General features: G+C 63.6%; 12 protein-coding genes. 3 read left to right on the top strand and 9 right to left on the bottom strand.

Going from position 1 to position 16349, the window contains the following annotated elements:
• Positions 1 to 6: 6 nt before the first annotated feature.
• Positions 7 to 507: an RrF2 family transcriptional regulator gene (locus N2600_RS01110; RefSeq protein WP_260297732.1), complete on the bottom strand. Its 501-nt coding sequence runs from the start codon at positions 505 to 507 to the stop codon at positions 7 to 9.
• Between the two features lie 96 nt (positions 508 to 603).
• Between N2600_RS01110 and N2600_RS01115 the strand changes: the two genes are divergently transcribed.
• Both N2600_RS01115 and pdeM read left to right on the top strand, forming a co-directional pair.
• Positions 604 to 3114, top strand: a complete 2511-nt coding sequence (locus N2600_RS01115; protein WP_260298865.1) for a ligase-associated DNA damage response DEXH box helicase — start codon at positions 604 to 606, stop codon at positions 3112 to 3114.
• A gap of 72 nt (positions 3115 to 3186) precedes the next feature.
• Entirely contained in the window at positions 3187 to 3912 is a 726-nt protein-coding gene (gene pdeM / locus N2600_RS01120; RefSeq protein WP_311202883.1) for a ligase-associated DNA damage response endonuclease PdeM, read from the top strand.
• A 220-nt stretch (positions 3913 to 4132) separates the two neighbouring features.
• Here the strand turns inward: pdeM and N2600_RS01125 are convergent, their stop codons facing one another.
• On the bottom strand, positions 4133 to 4714 hold the full coding sequence (locus N2600_RS01125; RefSeq protein ID WP_003545252.1) for a transglycosylase SLT domain-containing protein: 582 nt from the start codon (positions 4712 to 4714) through the stop codon (positions 4133 to 4135).
• Positions 4715 to 5023: 309 nt separating this feature from the next.
• Here N2600_RS01125 and N2600_RS01130 point away from each other — a divergent pair, with 309 nt between their 5' ends.
• Positions 5024 to 6331 carry an IS4 family transposase gene (locus N2600_RS01130; RefSeq protein WP_017963437.1) on the top strand — a complete coding sequence of 436 codons (1308 nt, stop codon included), beginning with the start codon at positions 5024 to 5026 and terminating at the stop codon, positions 6329 to 6331.
• A 191-nt stretch (positions 6332 to 6522) separates the two neighbouring features.
• Here N2600_RS01130 and N2600_RS01135 read toward each other — a convergent pair whose 3' ends face one another.
• The 7 genes from N2600_RS01135 to N2600_RS01165 all read right to left on the bottom strand — a co-directional run bounded on the left by N2600_RS01135 (position 6523) and on the right by N2600_RS01165 (position 16298).
• Positions 6523 to 7080 carry a dihydrofolate reductase family protein gene (locus N2600_RS01135; protein ID WP_260110014.1) on the bottom strand — a complete coding sequence of 186 codons (558 nt, stop codon included), beginning with the start codon at positions 7078 to 7080 and terminating at the stop codon, positions 6523 to 6525.
• A gap of 222 nt (positions 7081 to 7302) precedes the next feature.
• The gene (locus N2600_RS01140; protein ID WP_260110015.1) at positions 7303 to 8103 is read right to left on the bottom strand and encodes a TIGR02186 family protein; all 801 of its coding nucleotides are present in this window, start codon (positions 8101 to 8103) and stop codon (positions 7303 to 7305) included.
• Entirely contained in the window at positions 8103 to 9026 is a 924-nt protein-coding gene (locus tag N2600_RS01145) for a sulfite exporter TauE/SafE family protein (protein WP_017966911.1), read from the bottom strand. The genes N2600_RS01140 and N2600_RS01145 overlap by 1 nt, the downstream gene beginning before the upstream one ends.
• 340 nt (positions 9027 to 9366) lie before the next feature.
• Positions 9367 to 10674 (bottom strand): IS4 family transposase, encoded by a 1308-nt coding sequence (locus N2600_RS01150; RefSeq protein WP_017963437.1) that lies wholly within the window; start codon positions 10672 to 10674, stop codon positions 9367 to 9369.
• A 332-nt stretch (positions 10675 to 11006) separates the two neighbouring features.
• Positions 11007 to 14798, bottom strand: coding sequence for a peptidoglycan-binding protein (locus tag N2600_RS01155; protein WP_260297733.1), 3792 nt, complete (start codon positions 14796 to 14798; stop codon positions 11007 to 11009).
• Positions 14799 to 15129: 331 nt separating this feature from the next.
• A complete protein-coding gene (locus N2600_RS01160) occupies positions 15130 to 15495 on the bottom strand; it encodes a VOC family protein (protein ID WP_260297734.1) in 366 nt (121 codons plus the stop codon).
• 101 nt (positions 15496 to 15596) lie between these two features.
• The gene (locus N2600_RS01165; protein WP_260297735.1) at positions 15597 to 16298 is read right to left on the bottom strand and encodes an SDR family NAD(P)-dependent oxidoreductase; all 702 of its coding nucleotides are present in this window, start codon (positions 16296 to 16298) and stop codon (positions 15597 to 15599) included.
• Positions 16299 to 16349: the final 51 nt, after the last annotated feature.

A 16349-nucleotide genomic window follows, 5' to 3' on the forward strand; every position in this document is an offset into this window, starting at 1 on the left:
GGTGGCTCAACGAGCCTTCTTGCGTTCGTGGATTTCAAGGAAAGCGCAGCCTCTAGCTGCGATCGATCCGTCGTCGAGAGCATTCAGCTCGATGCCGAGATCGGCAATGCTCGTCTTGGCAAGTTCGGCCCGATAGACCCGTTCGGCTCTGAGCATCGCGGCGCTGATGTTGCAGGGCGAGGCAAAGAAGCGATCGGAGACCGGGTTCGGTCCGCGCTGGCGGATTTCGGCGCAGCGGAAGGCGGGCGCCGGCCCTTCGACCGCGATCACGATGTCGAGCAGCGAAATTTCCTTCGCCGCCTTCGCCAGCCGATATCCGCCCTTCGGCCCCGGCACGGTATCGAGGATACCGGCGCCCGACAGCGCCTGCAGATGCTTCAGCAGGTAGCTCGTCGAAACGCCGTGGAATTCCGCCAGCGCGGCGGCCGAAAGCACGCCGCCTTCGGAGAGGCCGGAAAGCATCGCAACGCAGTGAATGGCCTGCTCGACCCCATCGCCCATCTTCATCAAGTGGCCTCCTCAATTCATGGATAAAAAATATCCATGATTATTCCTTTTGTCAATCGCTCTTCTTTTTCCCCCGCATTTCACTACCTTCCAGGCGTGGACCAGATCGATTCCGAAGCCCATGCCCTGCTGCCTGCCGCCTTTACCTGCTGGTTTGCGGAAAAGGGCTGGCGCCCGCGCGCCCATCAGCTGGAATTGCTCGCCCGCGCCGAGGCCGGCGAAAGCACGCTGCTGATTGCGCCCACAGGCGCCGGCAAGACGCTTGCCGGTTTCCTGCCCTCGCTCACCGATCTCACCCGCCGCGGCAAGATCCCGCCCGGCTCCGCCTTCACCGGCATCCACACCCTCTATGTCTCGCCGCTGAAGGCGCTTGCCATCGATATCGAGCGCAATCTGATGAAGCCGGTTGCGGAGATGGGCCTGCCGGTCACGATAGAAAACCGCACCGGCGACACGCCGAATGCCAAGCGCCAGCGCCAGAAGCTCAAACCGCCGGATATTCTGCTGACCACGCCGGAGCAGGTCGCCCTGCTTCTGGCAAACCGGGAGGCCGAGCGCTTCTTCAAAGACCTTAAATATGTTGTCCTCGACGAGCTGCATTCGCTGGTCACCTCCAAGCGAGGCCATATGCTTTCGCTCGGCCTTGCCCGCCTGCGCCGCCTTGCCCCCGGTCTCCAGACGATCGGCCTGTCGGCGACCGTCGCCGAGCCCATGGATCTGCAGAAATGGCTGGTCGGCCAGGAGGAGGGCGGCGAGCGTCATGCCGGGCTCGTCGTCGTCGAAGGCGGCGCCAAACCCGATATCTCGATCCTGTCGACCGAAGAGCACATTCCCTGGGCCGGCCATTCCGCCCGATATGCAATTCCGGATGTCTACAACAAGCTCGTCGAACATCGCACGACGCTGCTCTTCGTCAACACCCGCAGCCAGGCCGAAATGCTTTTCCAGGCACTCTGGACAATCAATGACGACAACCTGCCGATCGCCCTTCATCACGGCTCCCTCGATGTCGCTCAGCGCCGCAAGGTCGAGGCGGCGATGGCCGAAAACCGGCTGCGCGCCGTCGTTGCCACCTCCACCCTCGATCTCGGCATCGACTGGGGCGATGTCGATCTCGTCATCCATGTCGGCGCGCCGAAGGGCGCCTCGCGTCTTGCCCAGCGCATCGGTCGTGCCAACCACCGCATGGACGAGCCGTCGAAGGCGATCCTGGTGCCGGCCAACCGCTTCGAGGTCATGGAGTGCCAGGCCGCTCTCGACGCCAATTATATCGGCGCGCAGGATACCCCGCCGGTCGGCCGCGGCGCGCTCGACGTGCTCGCCCAGCATGTGCTCGGCATGGCCTGCGCCGAACCCTTCGACATGCTGGAACTTTACGATGAAATCATCAGCGCCTCTCCCTATGCCGATCTGAGCTGGGAGACCTTCGAGCGCATCGTCGATTTCGTCGCGACCGGCGGTTATGCGCTCCGGACCTACGAGCGTTACGCCCGCATCCGCAAGACCGCCGAGGGCCGCTGGCGCGTCTCCAATCCGGCGGTCGCCCAGCAATATCGCCTCAACCTCGGCACCATCGTCGAAAGCCCGATGCTGAATATCCGCATGGTCAAGCGCGGTGAGGGCGGCAGGATCGGCCGCGGCGGCGCCACGTTGGGGAAGGTCGAGGAATATTTCCTCGAGCAATTGTCGCCCGGCGATACTTTCCTCTTTTCCGGCAAGGTGCTGCGCTTCGAAGGCATCCGCGGAAACGAATGCTTGGCGTCGCAGGCCTTCTCGCTCGATCCGAAGATCCCCTCCTATAATGGCGGCAAGTTTCCGCTATCGACTTATCTCGCCGAGCAGGTGCGGGCGATGATCGCCGATCCCGATCGCTGGCGCCGCCTGCCGGATCAGGTGCGCGACTGGTTGTCGCTGCAGAACGACAAGTCGATGCTGCCGAAGCGCGACGAGTTTCTGATCGAAACCTTCCCGCGCGGCAGCCGCGGCTATATGGTCGCCTATCCCTTCGAAGGCCGTCTCGCCCACCAGACGCTCGGCATGCTGCTGACCCGCAGGCTGGAGCGGATCGGCGCCAAGCCGCTCGGTTTCGTCGCCACCGACTATTCCCTAGCCATCTGGGGCCTCGAGGATATGGGGCTGATGATCGGCAATGGCCGGCTCAATCTCTCCGACCTTTTCGACGAGGACATGCTCGGAGACGATCTCGAAGCCTGGCTGGACGAATCCTTCCTGTTGAAGCGCACCTTCCGCAATTGCGCCGTGATTGCAGGCTTGATCGAGCGCCGCCATCCGGGCAAGGAAAAGAGCGGCCGCCAGATCACCGTCTCCGCCGATCTGATCTACGACGTGCTGCGCAGCCACGAGCCGGATCACATCCTCCTGCAGGCGACGCGACAGGATGCGGCGACGGGACTTTTGGACATTGGCCGTCTTGGCGATATGCTGAGACGAATCAGGGGCCACATCACCCACCGCGCCCTCGACCATATTTCCCCACTCGCCGTGCCGGTGATGCTGGAAATCGGACGCGAGGCGGTGCCGGGCGAGGCCCATGACACGTTGCTCGCCGAAGCGGCGGACGATCTGATCGCCGAAGCACTCGCTTAACGAGAATTGGATCTGGTGAGAATTAGGGTCCGATGATTTAGGCCTGACGACGATTTGGGAATGACGACCGTGATGAACCGCCTGGCGCTGGCGCGCGACATATCAGGACTGACCGTGATGCCGGGCATCGAGACATCGGTCCATGGCATTGCCGCCTTCTGCGATCCGCTCGGCGCCCTCTATCTGCCGGATACCGGCCTGCTCGTCGTCTCCGACCTGCATCTGGAAAAGGGCGCAGCCTTTGCGCGCCGCGGCATGATGCTGCCGCCTTACGATACGCTGGCGACGCTGACCGTCCTTGCCGCCGTCATATCGCGTTATGATCCGAAGCTCGTCATCTCGCTCGGCGATAATTTCCACGACCGCATCGGTTCCAAGCACCTGCCGGAGAATTTTCGCGCCCTGATCGTCGAGATGGCGCGCGGTCGCGAATGGATCTGGATCAATGGCAACCATGATCCGGATGGCATCGTCGATCTGCCGGGCACATCTGCCGACGAGATGCATTATGCCGGCCTGACCTTTCGGCACGAGCCGAAGAACGGCTTGCAGAGCGGCGAAATCGCCGGCCACCTGCACCCGTCGGCGACTGTCCGCCGCCGCGAAAAATCCGTCCGCCGCCCCTGCTTTGCCACCGACGGCGCCCGCCTGCTGATGCCGGCCTTCGGCGTCATGAGCGGCGGTCTGGATCTCGGGCACCAGGCGATGAAGGGCCTGTTCGACAAGGCTTCGCTGGTGGCGCATCTGTTGGGGCGAGATCGGATTTATTCGGTGCGGTATGGGAATTTGAGGGGGTAGCGCCTTATATTCCAGGTCGGCGGGCTTCAGCCCCCTCTGCCCTGCCGGGCATCTCCCCCACAGGTGGGGAGATCACTAGTGGCTTGAACTTCCTGCCCATCTACCGTTTCGCCGTGCTGGACGTTCGTTGTTTGGGGAAGCCCGTGTGCCCAGCCAATCTCCCCACCTGTGGGGGAGATGCCCGGCAGGGCAGAGGGGGCTGGCACGGCACCACCTAAACTCAATCACACTCCTGCAGTTGCCGCTGATACGTCCCGGCCATCCGCGCAAACTTCTGCGCTGTCTGCTGCAATTGCCCGTTCGAGCGCCAGTCGCCGCGTTTGTATCCCGTCGGCCCGGAATAATAGGCGAGATAGAGATTATAGGCATCGTTCAGCGGAATGCCGGTCTCCACGCTGTTCTGGTAATGATACCAACCGATGAAATCGATCGCGTCGGCGAAGTTCGCCCGCCGCGCCGTCCAGTTCCCGGTCTGCGACTGATAGTGATCCCAGGTCCCGTCGAGCGCCTGCGAATAGCCGTAGGCCGTCGACGGCCGGGTCCAGGGAATGAAGCCGAACAGCTTGGTGCGCGGCGGCCGCGCATAGGGCTGGAAGCCGGATTCGGTATACATCGTCGCCATCAGGATCGGCACCGGCACGCCGTACTTTTTCTCCGTTCGTTCGGCGGCGCTCTGCCAGCTGGAGAAGAGCCCGTCGCGCTCGTCGAAGACGGCACAGATGTTCCTCGTCTGCTTCGGCGCCGTCGCGCAGCCGGCAAGCAGCGCGAGACCCACGGCCGTCAGAACGATACGAGTACGCATGACAAAACCTCTCGTTTCCGAGAGATTACTAACTCGTAAATGTTAAAAACCGGTTTTTAGTCGAATGCGAACTTCCTTCTAGCCGGCACCAGCCCCTCATCCGCCTGCCGGCACCTTCTCCCCGTAAACGCTAGGGCATATACATAAGTCGGTGCGACGGATTGACTCGGTTTGCGGGGGTCGGATTCCTTTACTGCGGGCCGTATGATTGTTTTGGCGACGTTTTGATTTGGGAGCGTCGCCGATGGATGTAGGGCATGATTTTTCGTTGGGCCGGTTTGGAGATCGTCGTCTCGATAAAGGGGGGCGGTGCTGCTCCGTCGCATTGTGCTGCGCGAGACGGTTTGCCTTCGCCAGTTGGCCGAGGGCAACCATTCGCAGGAGATCCGGTTCGGGCGTTTTCTCAACAACAGTGCGGTGAGCGTGGAAGAGATCATTGCCGGCTGGAGCCAGGAGACCCGGTCTGCGGTTGAGGGTCGCCACGTGCTGGCGCTGCAGGACACCAGCGAGATCAAGTTTGCGACGACGCCGGACAGCCGGCGGGAATTGGGCAAGATCAAAAAAGGCAATTGCTTTGGCCTTTTGCTGCATCCGATGCTGGCGCTCGATGCCGACACCGGCAGCTGCCTTGGCCTGGTGGGCGGCCGGGTCTGGACGCGGGGTAGCGAAGAGCTTACGCCGCATGCCGAGCGGCCGTTGAACGAAAAGGAATCGCGGCGCTGGGTGGAGACGGCAGAGGCGGCCAAACTGGTGCTTTCGCGTGCGGCCCGGGTCACGGCGATCGCCGACCGGGAGGGTGACTTCTTCATCATGTGGGCGCGCCTGCCCGATCGGCGCTTCGATCTTTTGTCGCGCGTCATGCATGACCATGCGCTCATCGACGGTTCCAAACTGCGCCGCGCGGTCGAAACGGTGGCGTTTTGCGATACTCAGACGATTGATCTGCGCGAGCGCGCCGACCGTCCGGCGCGGCAGGCGACGGTGTGCCTGCGCTTCGGCGAAGCGACGATCCGGCGGCCGCAAAACCTGCGCGAGGCCGGCCTGCCCGATGGCGTCAGGCTGAGCTGGGTCGAGATCGTTGAACCGGCCGCCCCCGACGGTGTCGAGCCCTTGCACTGGCTGCTCCTGACCACCCATTGGCTCAGCAGCCCGGCCGATGCCTGGCAGATCGTCGCCTGGTACAAGCAGCGCTGGATGATCGAGCAGTTCTTTCGGGTGATGAAGAACCAAGGCTTCAAGATCGAGGACAGCCAGTTGCATCTGGCGGCACGGCTGGAAAAGCTCGTCGCCATCGCCGCCAAGGCCGCAGCAATCGTCCTCCAGCTCGTCCAAGCCCGCAGCGGCGGCGATCACCAGCCGGCAAGCCTGACCTTCACGGCAGCCGAGATCGATACCCTCGCCGCCCTCGAAAGCCGTTTCAAGGGCACAACCAAGCTGCAGTCCAATCCCCACTCTAAGGCCTCGCTGGCTTGGGCCGCCTGGATCATCGCCAAGCTCGGCGGCTGGAACGGCTACGCCTCGGCCAAGCCGCCGGGCCCAATCACCTTCTTCAACGGCCTCAAATACTTTCGAGCCGTCGCCGATGGATGGGCTTTGCGAGATATGTATATGCCCTAGCCCGTAAACGGGGCGAAGGGGATATGCCGCACCCTCTCCGTTCCCCGCTAGCCTCTCGCAGGGCACGTCCCCTCTCCCCGTTTTTTTACGGGGGTCCGAAGGACGGGTCGAGACGAGTGGCTCGACCCCGGCAGGTTAGGGTGAGGGGCAGCCATCACAAACGACCGCCGGTTCATCACTAGTCCAGCCAGCTAAGCCTTGACGGGCTCGTAGCGCAGGATCACCGCGCCGCCTTCCGTCGTCGAGGATTCGAGGAGCTTCAGCGGCACCTGGCCCTCTGCCCGTTTGAAAAGCGGATTGCCGCCGCCGAGGATGACCGGCACCAGGCAGATCCTGATTTCGTCGATAAGCCCCGCTTTCAGCAGGCTGTCGGCAAGCTCGGCGCTGCCGAAGATGAAGATCGTCTTGCCGTCCTCCTGCTTCAGCCGCGTCAATTCGGGGATCGGATCGCTGACGACGCGGGCATTGTTCCAAGCGGGCTCGGTGATCGTCCGCGACACGGCGATCTTGGCGATGCCGTTCATATAGGCTTTGATCTCACCTTCGCCCTCGGCTGTCGGCCAGTAGGAGGCCATGCCCTCATAGGTCTTGCGGCCGAAGACCAGCAGGTCGCCTTCCCTGCCGAACTGTTCGGCATAGCGCTGCAATTCAGGCCCCCAGGCGAGATTGTGGAAGTCGATATCCCACGGCTTCGTGCCTTCGAAATAACCATCGAGCGTCATCAGGTTCCAGACAACAAGCTTTCTCATTTCCTTCCTCCTTCTGAATTGCCAACCAAGGTTAAACCGATTGCGTATAGCAACTGGTTAGAAGCTAGATAAACTGATAGCATATTGCAAGCGGTTTTTTGAGGCATGGATGAGCTGCCGCCAAAACATCCGCGCAGCAGCTCCAGTACAGCGGGCTCGACGCCAGGCCCAAATCGATAGAAGAAATCGAGAGGAAATGGAGCGTCGCACCTTGGCGGCAGATCAGTCCTTGCGGAAGATCAGGCTGGCACCCCAGCCAGTGATCACGGCTAGAGCCACGGCCGCGCAGCCGTAGAGGATCGGCTGATCATGCGCCGCATCGGTGATCGTCTGCTCGATGCCGGTCTTGATGACCCGCAGCGGCAGCGACTTCTCGGCGACGAAAAGACCGCTCTTGAACAGATAGGCGCGCACGCTGTGCACGCCGTTCGGAATGTTTGCCGGCAGGCGCAGGCTCGCCTTGAAGAGGTTGGAGGAAACGAACCGCACGCCGCTTGGGTTGCGGTCGTAGAGCCCGCCGCCCTGCTGCAGCCGCCGGAAGGCGTCACGGAACTCGCCGAGATTGCTGCCGTCGCCGACGAAGCCGACCGGAGTCAGCGGAATGTGATCGATGCCGATCTCCTGGTCGGTCAGGTCGAGCGGCGTCACGATGTCGTCGATCATCCGTGAACTCGACATCGAATAGGAATGCGGCACCGCTTCGAAGGTCATCGAGCGAGTGTTCACCCAGATGCCGAAGACGCGTTCCTTCTTGCGAACCGTCGCATCCTCGCGCGGCCCCTCCAGCACCACGACCACGTCATATTGGCCGACGGCGAGCAGCAACTGGTCGGTGTTCGAGAGCGCCCCGAAAATGGTCAGATCCGCACCGTGGAAATCCGAGGTGATGGCGATTTCACTGGTCGACGTGCCGATTTCCAACCCTTCACGCACCGCCTCCGTTGCCTGCCCTGGCAGCCATTGCGCTCCGGCAGAGGCCGGCAGCAGGCAAAGCAACGCGATGACGAAAACAGCCAAGCGCATCAGTTGCCCGCTCCCATCACCACCGAATAGACGTCGGCCGGCGCCACCACCAGCGCGATCGCCAGACGCAGGCCGACGGCGAGCACCAGCAGGCCGAGCAGGGCGCGCAGCTGCTCGCCGCGCAGCTTCTGGCCGACGCGCACGCCATATTGCGCGCCGATGACACCCGCCACCATCAGGATGAAGGCGAGCACGATGTCGACGGAGAAGTTCGTCGCCGCCTGCACGATCGTCGTATAGGCGGTCACGAAGATGATCTGGAACAGCGAGGTGCCGACGACGACATTGGTCGGGATGCGCAGCAGGTAGATCATCGCCGGCACCATGATGAAGCCGCCGCCGACACCCATGATCGAGGTAAGGATGCCGATCGCAAAGCCGAGCGCGACGATCGGAATGACGCTGAGATAGATTTTCGATTTCTTGAAACGCACCTTCAGCGGCAGCTTGTGCACCCAGTGCTGGTGGCCGGGCTTGCGCGGTGCGGGCGGCTCGTTGCGCGCTGCCCGCCGCATGGCGTTGATGCTTTCGAGCAGCATCAGTCCGCCGACGGTGCCGAGGAAGACGACATACATCAGTGAGATGATGAGATCGAGCTGGCCGATGGCGCGCAGCAGCGAGAAGATCCAGATGCCGACCGTCGCACCGGTAAGACCGCCGACCAGCAGCACCGTGCCGAGCTTGACGTCGAGCGAGCCGCGCCGGAAATGCGTGATCGCGCCCGATATCGACGACGCCACAACCTGGTTGGCGCCGGTCGCGACCGCGACGACGGGCGGGATGTTGTAGAAGATCAATAGCGGCGTGATCAGAAAGCCGCCGCCGACGCCGAACATTCCAGACAGGAATCCGACGGCCGCCCCCATGCCGAGAATGATGAAAATGTTCACCGACAATTCTGCGATGGGCAGATAGATTGTCACAGCCGACCCCGAATGATGACCGCTCCTGCCGGGCGGTTTCTTGTCACGTCCCCGTTCGAATGCGCACCATACTGTGAAATCATTGCCAGAGGCTTTCGATCGGCCCCGTGATTAGCCATAGAGATTGACGGAGAGATCGGTGGCACAGGATTCGCCGGATGCGCGGATCGATATGTCCGGGCATAATCCGGCTTTTTTCAGGTTTTGTGACAGGCTGCGGCAAAATTGGAAAAAGCCTTGCGGCATAGTGCCGCCAGGCCGGATTGCCGACAAAATCGGCCGACTCGTTCAGTTCGCGCCGACGACTGCCCCTCACCCTAACCCTCTCCCCGTAAACGGGCTAGGGCATATACATATCTCGCAAAGCCCATCCATCGGCGACGGCTCGAAAGTATTTGAGGCCGTTGAAGAAGGTGATTGGGCCCGGCGGCTTGGCCGAGGCGTAGCCGTTCCAGCCGCCGAGCTTGGCGATGATCCAGGCGGCCCAAGCCAGCGAGGCCTTAGAGTGGGGATTGGACTGCAGCTTGGTTGTGCCCTTGAAACGGCTTTCGAGGGCGGCGAGGGTATCGATCTCGGCTGCCGTGAAGGTCAGGCTTGCCGGCTGGTGATCGCCGCCGCTGCGGGCTTGGACGAGCTGGAGGACGATTGCTGCGGCCTTGGCGGCGATGGCGACGAGCTTTTCCAGCCGTGCCGCCAGATGCAACTGGCTGTCCTCGATCTTGAAGCCTTGGTTCTTCATCACCCGAAAGAACTGCTCGATCATCCAGCGCTGCTTGTACCAGGCGACGATCTGCCAGGCATCGGCCGGGCTGCTGAGCCAATGGGTGGTCAGGAGCAGCCAGTGCAAGGGCTCGACACCGTCGGGGGCGGCCGGTTCAACGATCTCGACCCAGCTCAGCCTGACGCCATCGGGCAGGCCGGCCTCGCGCAGGTTTTGCGGCCGCCGGATCGTCGCTTCGCCGAAGCGCAGGCACACCGTCGCCTGCCGCGCCGGACGGTCGGCGCGCTCGCGCAGATCAATCGTCTGAGTATCGCAAAACGCCACCGTTTCGACCGCGCGGCGCAGTTTGGAACCGTCGATGAGCGCATGGTCATGCATGACGCGCGACAAAAGATCGAAGCGCCGATCGGGCAGGCGCGCCCACATGATGAAGAAGTCACCCTCCCGGTCGGCGATCGCCGTGACCCGGGCCGCACGCGAAAGCACCAGTTTGGCCGCCTCTGCCGTCTCCACCCAGCGCCGCGATTCCTTTTCGTTCAACGGCCGCTCGGCATGCGGCGTAAGCTCTTCGCTACCCCGCGTCCAGACCCGGCCGCCCACCAGGCCAAGGCAGCTGCCGGTGTCGGCATCGAGCGCCAGCATCGGATGCAGCAAAAGGCCAAAGCAATTGCCTTTTTTGATCTTGCCCAATTCCCGCCGGCTGTCCGGCGTCGTCGCAAACTTGATCTCGCTGGTGTCCTGCAGCGCCAGCACGTGGCGACCCTCAACCGCAGACCGGGTCTCCTGGCTCCAGCCGGCAATGATCTCTTCCACGCTCACCGCACTGTTGTTGAGAAAACGCCCGAACCGGATCTCCTGCGAATGGTTGCCCTCGGCCAACTGGCGAAGGCAAACCGTCTCGCGCAGCACAATGCGACGGAGCAGCACCGCCCCCCTTTATCGAGACGACGATCTCCAAACCGGCCCAACGAAAAATCATGCCCTACATCCATCGGCGACGCTCCCAAATCAAAACGTCGCCAAAACAATCATACGGCCCGCAGTAAAGGAATCCGACCCCCGCAAACCGAGTCAATCCGTCGCACCGACTTATGTATATGCCCTAGCGTAAACGGGGCGGGGGGACGTGCCCTACGAGAAGGAGCGAGGAACGGAGAGGTTGCGGCGATCCCCCTTCGCCCCGCGAGCGGGGAGAAGGTGCCGGCAGGCGGATGAGGGGCCGCTGTCGGCGATCTCCCGGACGAAGATGACGACGCGCCTCAGATCGCCTTGCTGCCCTGCTTGTTGCGTTCGAGCAGCGCCTTCACGGTCGCGTCGGTCACCTTTCCGTCCGGCTCCTGGCCGACGGACTTCTGGAAGTTTTTGATCGCGGTCACGGTCTTCGCACCCATTTCGCCGTCCGGCACTCCGGCGTCGAAGCCGTTATTGTTGAGGATCGCCTGGATGTTGCGGACGGCCTTCTTCATGTCGACGGTCGCCGTCTTCGCGCCGGTGCCGGCCCATTCGTCGGGAATGTCGATGGCGTTCGTGCGGTGGTCGACCGGCTCCGGCTTCCAGAGATCGGCCTTGGCGCGCGCCCGTTCGAGCTGGTCGGGCTTCATGGCTTTGGCGACTTCGTCGCGCTTCTGCGCCGCATCCTTGTCGCCGGCCTTGGCGGCGATCGCAAACCATTTGTAGGACTCTTCGAGATCAGCCGGAACCCCGTTGCCCCTAGCGCAGAGGATCGCCAGGTTGAACTGGCTGTCGGTGATGCCGAGGTTCGCAGCCTTGGTGAACCACGAGGCGGCCGTGGTATAGTCCTGCTGGCCCAGCGCGCCGGAGGCGTAGAGGACGGCGAGATTGTGCATGGCGCTGGCATTGCCCTGGTTTGCCGCCTGCTCGTAGAAGCCCTTCGCCTTGGCGATGTCGCGTTCGACGCCGTTGCCCTTCTCGTACATGCTGCCGAGCCGGTATTCTGCCGGCGCAAAGCCTTTGTCGGCCGCAAGCTGGTACCAGCTCGCTGCCTGCTTCTGATCGACCGTCATGCCGTTGCGGCCGTCGGAATAACGCGCGCCGATTTCGAACAGCGCCAGCGCATCGCCGCCGCTCGCCGCATCGGCAAGCGATTTCGGCTGGACGGTGTCTGGAATGGTGATGGCGGCCTGCGGTGCGGGTGCTGCTGCAGCTGGCGCGTTCGGAACAAAGCCCGATATCTCCTGCGCTGCGCCGGACCGAGCGGGAGGGGCAAGCGTCGCTGCCCCTTCGCCGTCGAGCGGCGTCATATCGGTCAGATGGTCGCCGGCGACCGGCCGGGTTGCTTCCGGCTGCCCCCGTTCGGCAGCGGGCGGGACAGCTTCCGTTGTCGGAGCGGTCGTTCCGAGAGCGGCGGCATCCGGCTGGGCAGGTGTCGCTTCGGGCAAGGCCGGCGCTGGGTTTTCCGCAGCACCCGTGAGCGCCGAGATTTCCGCCGGCGGCTGCGGTGCGCGCTCGCCGCTCGTCAGCGTTCGGGCAAGCGGAAAGGCCATGATGGCGAGCAGCACGGCGCCGACCGCCAGCAGGATCGGCCGCCGGTAGCGCGAAAAGGCGCTGGTCTTGCCGGTCTTGTCAGAAGCCTTGCCGGCCTTGTCGGCATTCGCGCCCTTCTTCTCGGCCTTGCCGGCTGCCTGTTTCGGATTGGCATCCACCTCCATCGCGGCCGCCTGCGCCGCCCGGCGCGCAGCAGCGATATAATCGGCGCGATCGGTTTCGCCGGCAGGTTTGCCGCGTGCCGCACTCTGGCTGGCGCGAACCCGTTCAAGGATCTTCTTTACGTCAGGCGCGCCCGAGCCCGGCTCGAGGAGTTCGTTTGCCGCATCCGTCGGCACCACGTCGGTGGGATCGATCGACGGCGCGGGATCAATCATCGGACGTTCGGTCGCCCGGCTCTCGGCTTTCTTGCCGGGCAGCAGCCGCTTGCCGAGGCCGGCGAGCAGGCTGGCCTTCGCCGGGGTCTGTGTCCGTGTCGCTGTCGCAACCTCCGCGGTCCGGGTCGCGGCTTCGATGGCGATCGCGCTCGTTCCGCTCATGGCGGCGGCTTGTGCCGGGGCGGCAGCTTCGGCTGCGACCTCGGCCGTGCGGATAACAGGGGAAGCCGTCGCTGTCGGGGCAGCGGCCGGCATCCTGTTCATCTCGGCTTCGGCCACCATCAGCGCATAGGGATCGACATCGAAATCGACGTCGGCAACCGGCATCTGGGCGAGCGGCCGGCCGCGATCCTCCATGCCGTCGAGGCGGTCGGCGATATGCACCAGCGTCTCGTGCAGCGCCTGGAAAGTCTTGTGCGTGCGTTCCTCGCTGTCGCGGCTGAGATCCTCGAGGTGGCGCAGATCCTCGGCCAGCGCCGTCAGCGCCGACATGTCGGCGGCGGGCATGACACCCTGTGGACCGCCATGGCGCGAATAGGCTTCGACGACGGCCTCTGCCGCCTGGCGTGCCGCCTCGATGATATATTCGTCGCTCGTCGCCATATAGTCTTCGATCGCGCCCATGCGCTGGTCGAGTTCGGGGGGTATTACGGCGCTTTCGCGCGGCGCGCTCATCAGCGCCGACAGATTGGCAATCTGGTCTTCGAGGTTCTTCAGCGCGTGCGGATCGGTCGGCGCTGCCGATGTGCTCTCTTCGAGCCGGGCGGCAATGTCGCTCAGCCGTCCTTCGAGACGCAGGAAGGCGCTGTCGTCGGCCACAGCGGCCGGCGCCTGCTGCTGATAGGCCATCTCGTCGATGCGCCGGGCGAGATGGTCGAGCCGCTGCGCCAGCACGTCGTTGACGGCGCCATTCTCAAGCGCGTCGATCTTGCGGGAAATGTCGGAAAGCGTGCCGGTGAGGTCGGCCTGCGGCGCCGTCTCCTGCGTGCGCTCCAGCAGATAGGAAAGATGTTCCAGCCGTTCATCGAGCCGCGACGTCGCTTCCGCCTTCGTCATCTCCTCGACGCGTCCCGTCAGTGCCTCCAGCCGCATCGCCAGCTCGTCGGCCGGGTTCACGCGGCTGGCCGCATCATGGCTCATCAGGTCGATCTGATCGGCCAGTGCCTCCAGCCGGTTTTCCAGCCGCTGCATCAGGCCCGGATCATTGGCAGTGGCCGTGCGCCCGCTTGCCGCGATCGCCCGGCTGATCTCGTCGAGCCGCATGTCCATGGCGGCAAACTGTTCGGACATTACCCGGTCGTGCGGCTGGATCATGTTGCCGAAATGCTCCATCGCCGTGGCGATCGAGATGAGCTTGTCTTCCAGCGCCCGAACCGCGGGGCTTTCGCCCAGGCCGCCGATATGGCGCTTGATGTCGTCGAGCCGATAGGCAAGCGAAACGAGCTCTTCCTGCAGCCCTTCGGTATCGAGCGCCGCAAGCCGGTTTTCGAAACCGTCCCAGCGGTTTTCCATATGGCGCAGCGAATCCTCGCGCGCCAGCCCGTCCATCAGCGAGCGCAGCTCTTCGAAATCCTCGCGAAGGCCTGTGGCCTCCGGCGCGGCGGAGCGGCCGGTCAGCTGCGTGATGCTCTGGGCAAGGCGGCCCATGTCGGCGCGCATGTCGTCGGCGAAACGGCCGTCGCCAGCATTTGTCTTGATCTCGCGCAGCTCGGCGCGCAGCGCGTTCATCTCACGGGTGACGCCCTCGGAAATGTCGCGCTTCAGGTCCTGCCGCAGGTTGACGAGGGCCTGGGCAATCTCCGTCATCGTATCGTCGCCGGCGCGCAAGGCCGGCGCCGGCGCTGGAGTGGCGGCGCGCGGCACAGGTTCGCGAAGCTGCGGGGCCTGTTCGCGTGCGTAGGGCCGTTCGCGGCTGGCTTCGAGCGCGCGCTGGCGTTGACGGATTTCGGCGAGCGGATCGGGCCGCGGCTCGGGCGGGACCTTTGCGGGCCGGGGAGCATGGGAGCCGGCATAAGGATCGCGCTCGGCCGTTGCCGTGCGCGGCCGCTGCTCGCGCCCGCTGCCCATCAGCCCTTCGATGCGCGCCTCCAGCCCTTCGATCGTGCGGTTCAGCGCATCGAGCGAGGTCCTGTCGGACTGTCGGGAAGGATTTGATCGCGATCCGTTCATGTTCTTGCTCGCTTCGACTGCTCGACCTCTCGTCAGAGCTCGATCTTTGGCTTTTCCGTCTGCTGCCCGCCTCTTTACGCGGACCGGAGCGCACCATTCATAAGACGATAGTCAATTAGACTTTCCTCAAGCTGAACGATGTAGCGGCATCCTAAGGGAACGCGAGACTGGGAAAAGGAATGCGGATCGCTACTGCTCAATCCGCACCTTTCACGAAACGTGGTAAACAAGCCGTTAATGCCGATGGGAATTTTTTAACGTTTGTGTTCAAAACGCCGTTTCTGACGGCAACTGCCGTTCAATTCGTCAGATCAAATCGCCGCTCGCGCGATCACGCCGGACGCGGATATTGCAGCTCGATCTTCACGCCTTCAGGGCCGTAGACGAAGATCTGGCCGAGTTCTGTGTCGGGAATATCGTAATATTCGTGGCGATAGCCGCCCGCCTTGATGCGTTCCAGCGCCGGCCCGAATTCATAGAGGCTGAAGGCGACATGGTTGAAGATGCCGGGCGGAAAATCGGTGCTGCGCGATGTCAGGCTGAGATGGATGACCGGGCGTTCGTCCAGATAGAGCCAGTGGCCGGGCGAGGCGAAGGGCGGCCGATAGCCCTCGCTGACGCCGAGCACGGTCTCCAGGAAGCCGATCATCCCGGGCGCATCGCGGGTCTCGATGGTGACATGGTCCAGACGCGGCATCGGATCCTCCCAGCTTGCCTTGACGGCAAAGCCTAACCCGTCTGAGAGTGTCGCGAAAGTTGCTTCCCCTGCGGCGGCAGGCCGCGGCCAGGGCGTGAGACCTAGAAGCTCTCCGTCCAGGGCCGGACTTCCACCTCCAGCGACCATGCGCTGCGGTGCTGGCGAAGCACGTCGATATAGGTCTGGGCGATCGCATCCGGCGAGAGCGTGCCATCCGGCTTCTCCACCCGGTCCGGCCGGGTCTGCGACCGCACCGCGCCGTCGATGACGAAATGGGCGACATGGATGCCCATCGGCCCGAGTTCGCGGGCGGCACTCTGGGCAAGGCCACGCAGCGCGAACTTGCCCATCGCAAAGGGTGCCGATTGCGCAAAGCCCTTCACGCTGGCCGACGCGCCGGTGATCAGGATGGCGCCGCGGCCGCGCGGGATCATCCGCCGCGCCGCCTGCTGCACCACCAGGAAACCGCCGAAAGCGGTGGTCGCAATCGCCTTCTCGACATCGGCAGGATCGAGTTCGGCAAGCGGGCCGCGCTGACGGGCGCTGGCATTGAAGATCACCACGTCAGGCCCGCCGATCGCAGCGGCAGCCGCTTCGAAGAGTGCTGCGACGCTCGCCGGTTGCGAGACATCCGTTGTAAAGGCGCTGGCGCCGGTCTCCTCGATCAGCCCCTGCAGTTTCTCGATATTGCGGGCGGCAAGCCCGACCTTGACGCCCTGCGCCGACAATTGGCGGGCAAGCGATGCGCTGATGCCGGAGCCCGCGCCGACGATCAGTGCGCTCTCATAGGGAGAGTCGGTCATGATGTCTTCCTCGATGGATCGTGGCAAAGACGTAGGAAGTCCGAACGGCCG

Origin of the sequence: Rhizobium sp. WSM1274 (genome assembly GCF_025200775.1) — a bacterium.
Taxonomy (GTDB): domain Bacteria; phylum Pseudomonadota; class Alphaproteobacteria; order Rhizobiales; family Rhizobiaceae; genus Rhizobium; species Rhizobium leguminosarum_I.

What these genes read in the sequence shown, in the direction of transcription:
- N2600_RS01110 (WP_260297732.1), bottom strand. Translation starts at nt 507, where the DNA reads ATGAAGATGGGCGATGGGGTCGAGCAGGCCATTCACTGCGTTGCGATG.
- pdeM (WP_311202883.1), top strand. Translation starts at nt 3,187, where the DNA reads ATGAACCGCCTGGCGCTGGCGCGCGACATATCAGGACTGACCGTGATG.
- N2600_RS01125 (WP_003545252.1), bottom strand. Translation starts at nt 4,714, where the DNA reads ATGCGTACTCGTATCGTTCTGACGGCCGTGGGTCTCGCGCTGCTTGCC.
- N2600_RS01135 (WP_260110014.1), bottom strand. Translation starts at nt 7,080, where the DNA reads ATGAGAAAGCTTGTTGTCTGGAACCTGATGACGCTCGATGGTTATTTC.
- N2600_RS01140 (WP_260110015.1), bottom strand. Translation starts at nt 8,103, where the DNA reads ATGCGCTTGGCTGTTTTCGTCATCGCGTTGCTTTGCCTGCTGCCGGCC.
- N2600_RS01155 (WP_260297733.1), bottom strand. Translation starts at nt 14,798, where the DNA reads ATGAACGGATCGCGATCAAATCCTTCCCGACAGTCCGACAGGACCTCG.
- N2600_RS01160 (WP_260297734.1), bottom strand. Translation starts at nt 15,495, where the DNA reads ATGCCGCGTCTGGACCATGTCACCATCGAGACCCGCGATGCGCCCGGG.
- N2600_RS01165 (WP_260297735.1), bottom strand. Translation starts at nt 16,298, where the DNA reads ATGACCGACTCTCCCTATGAGAGCGCACTGATCGTCGGCGCGGGCTCC.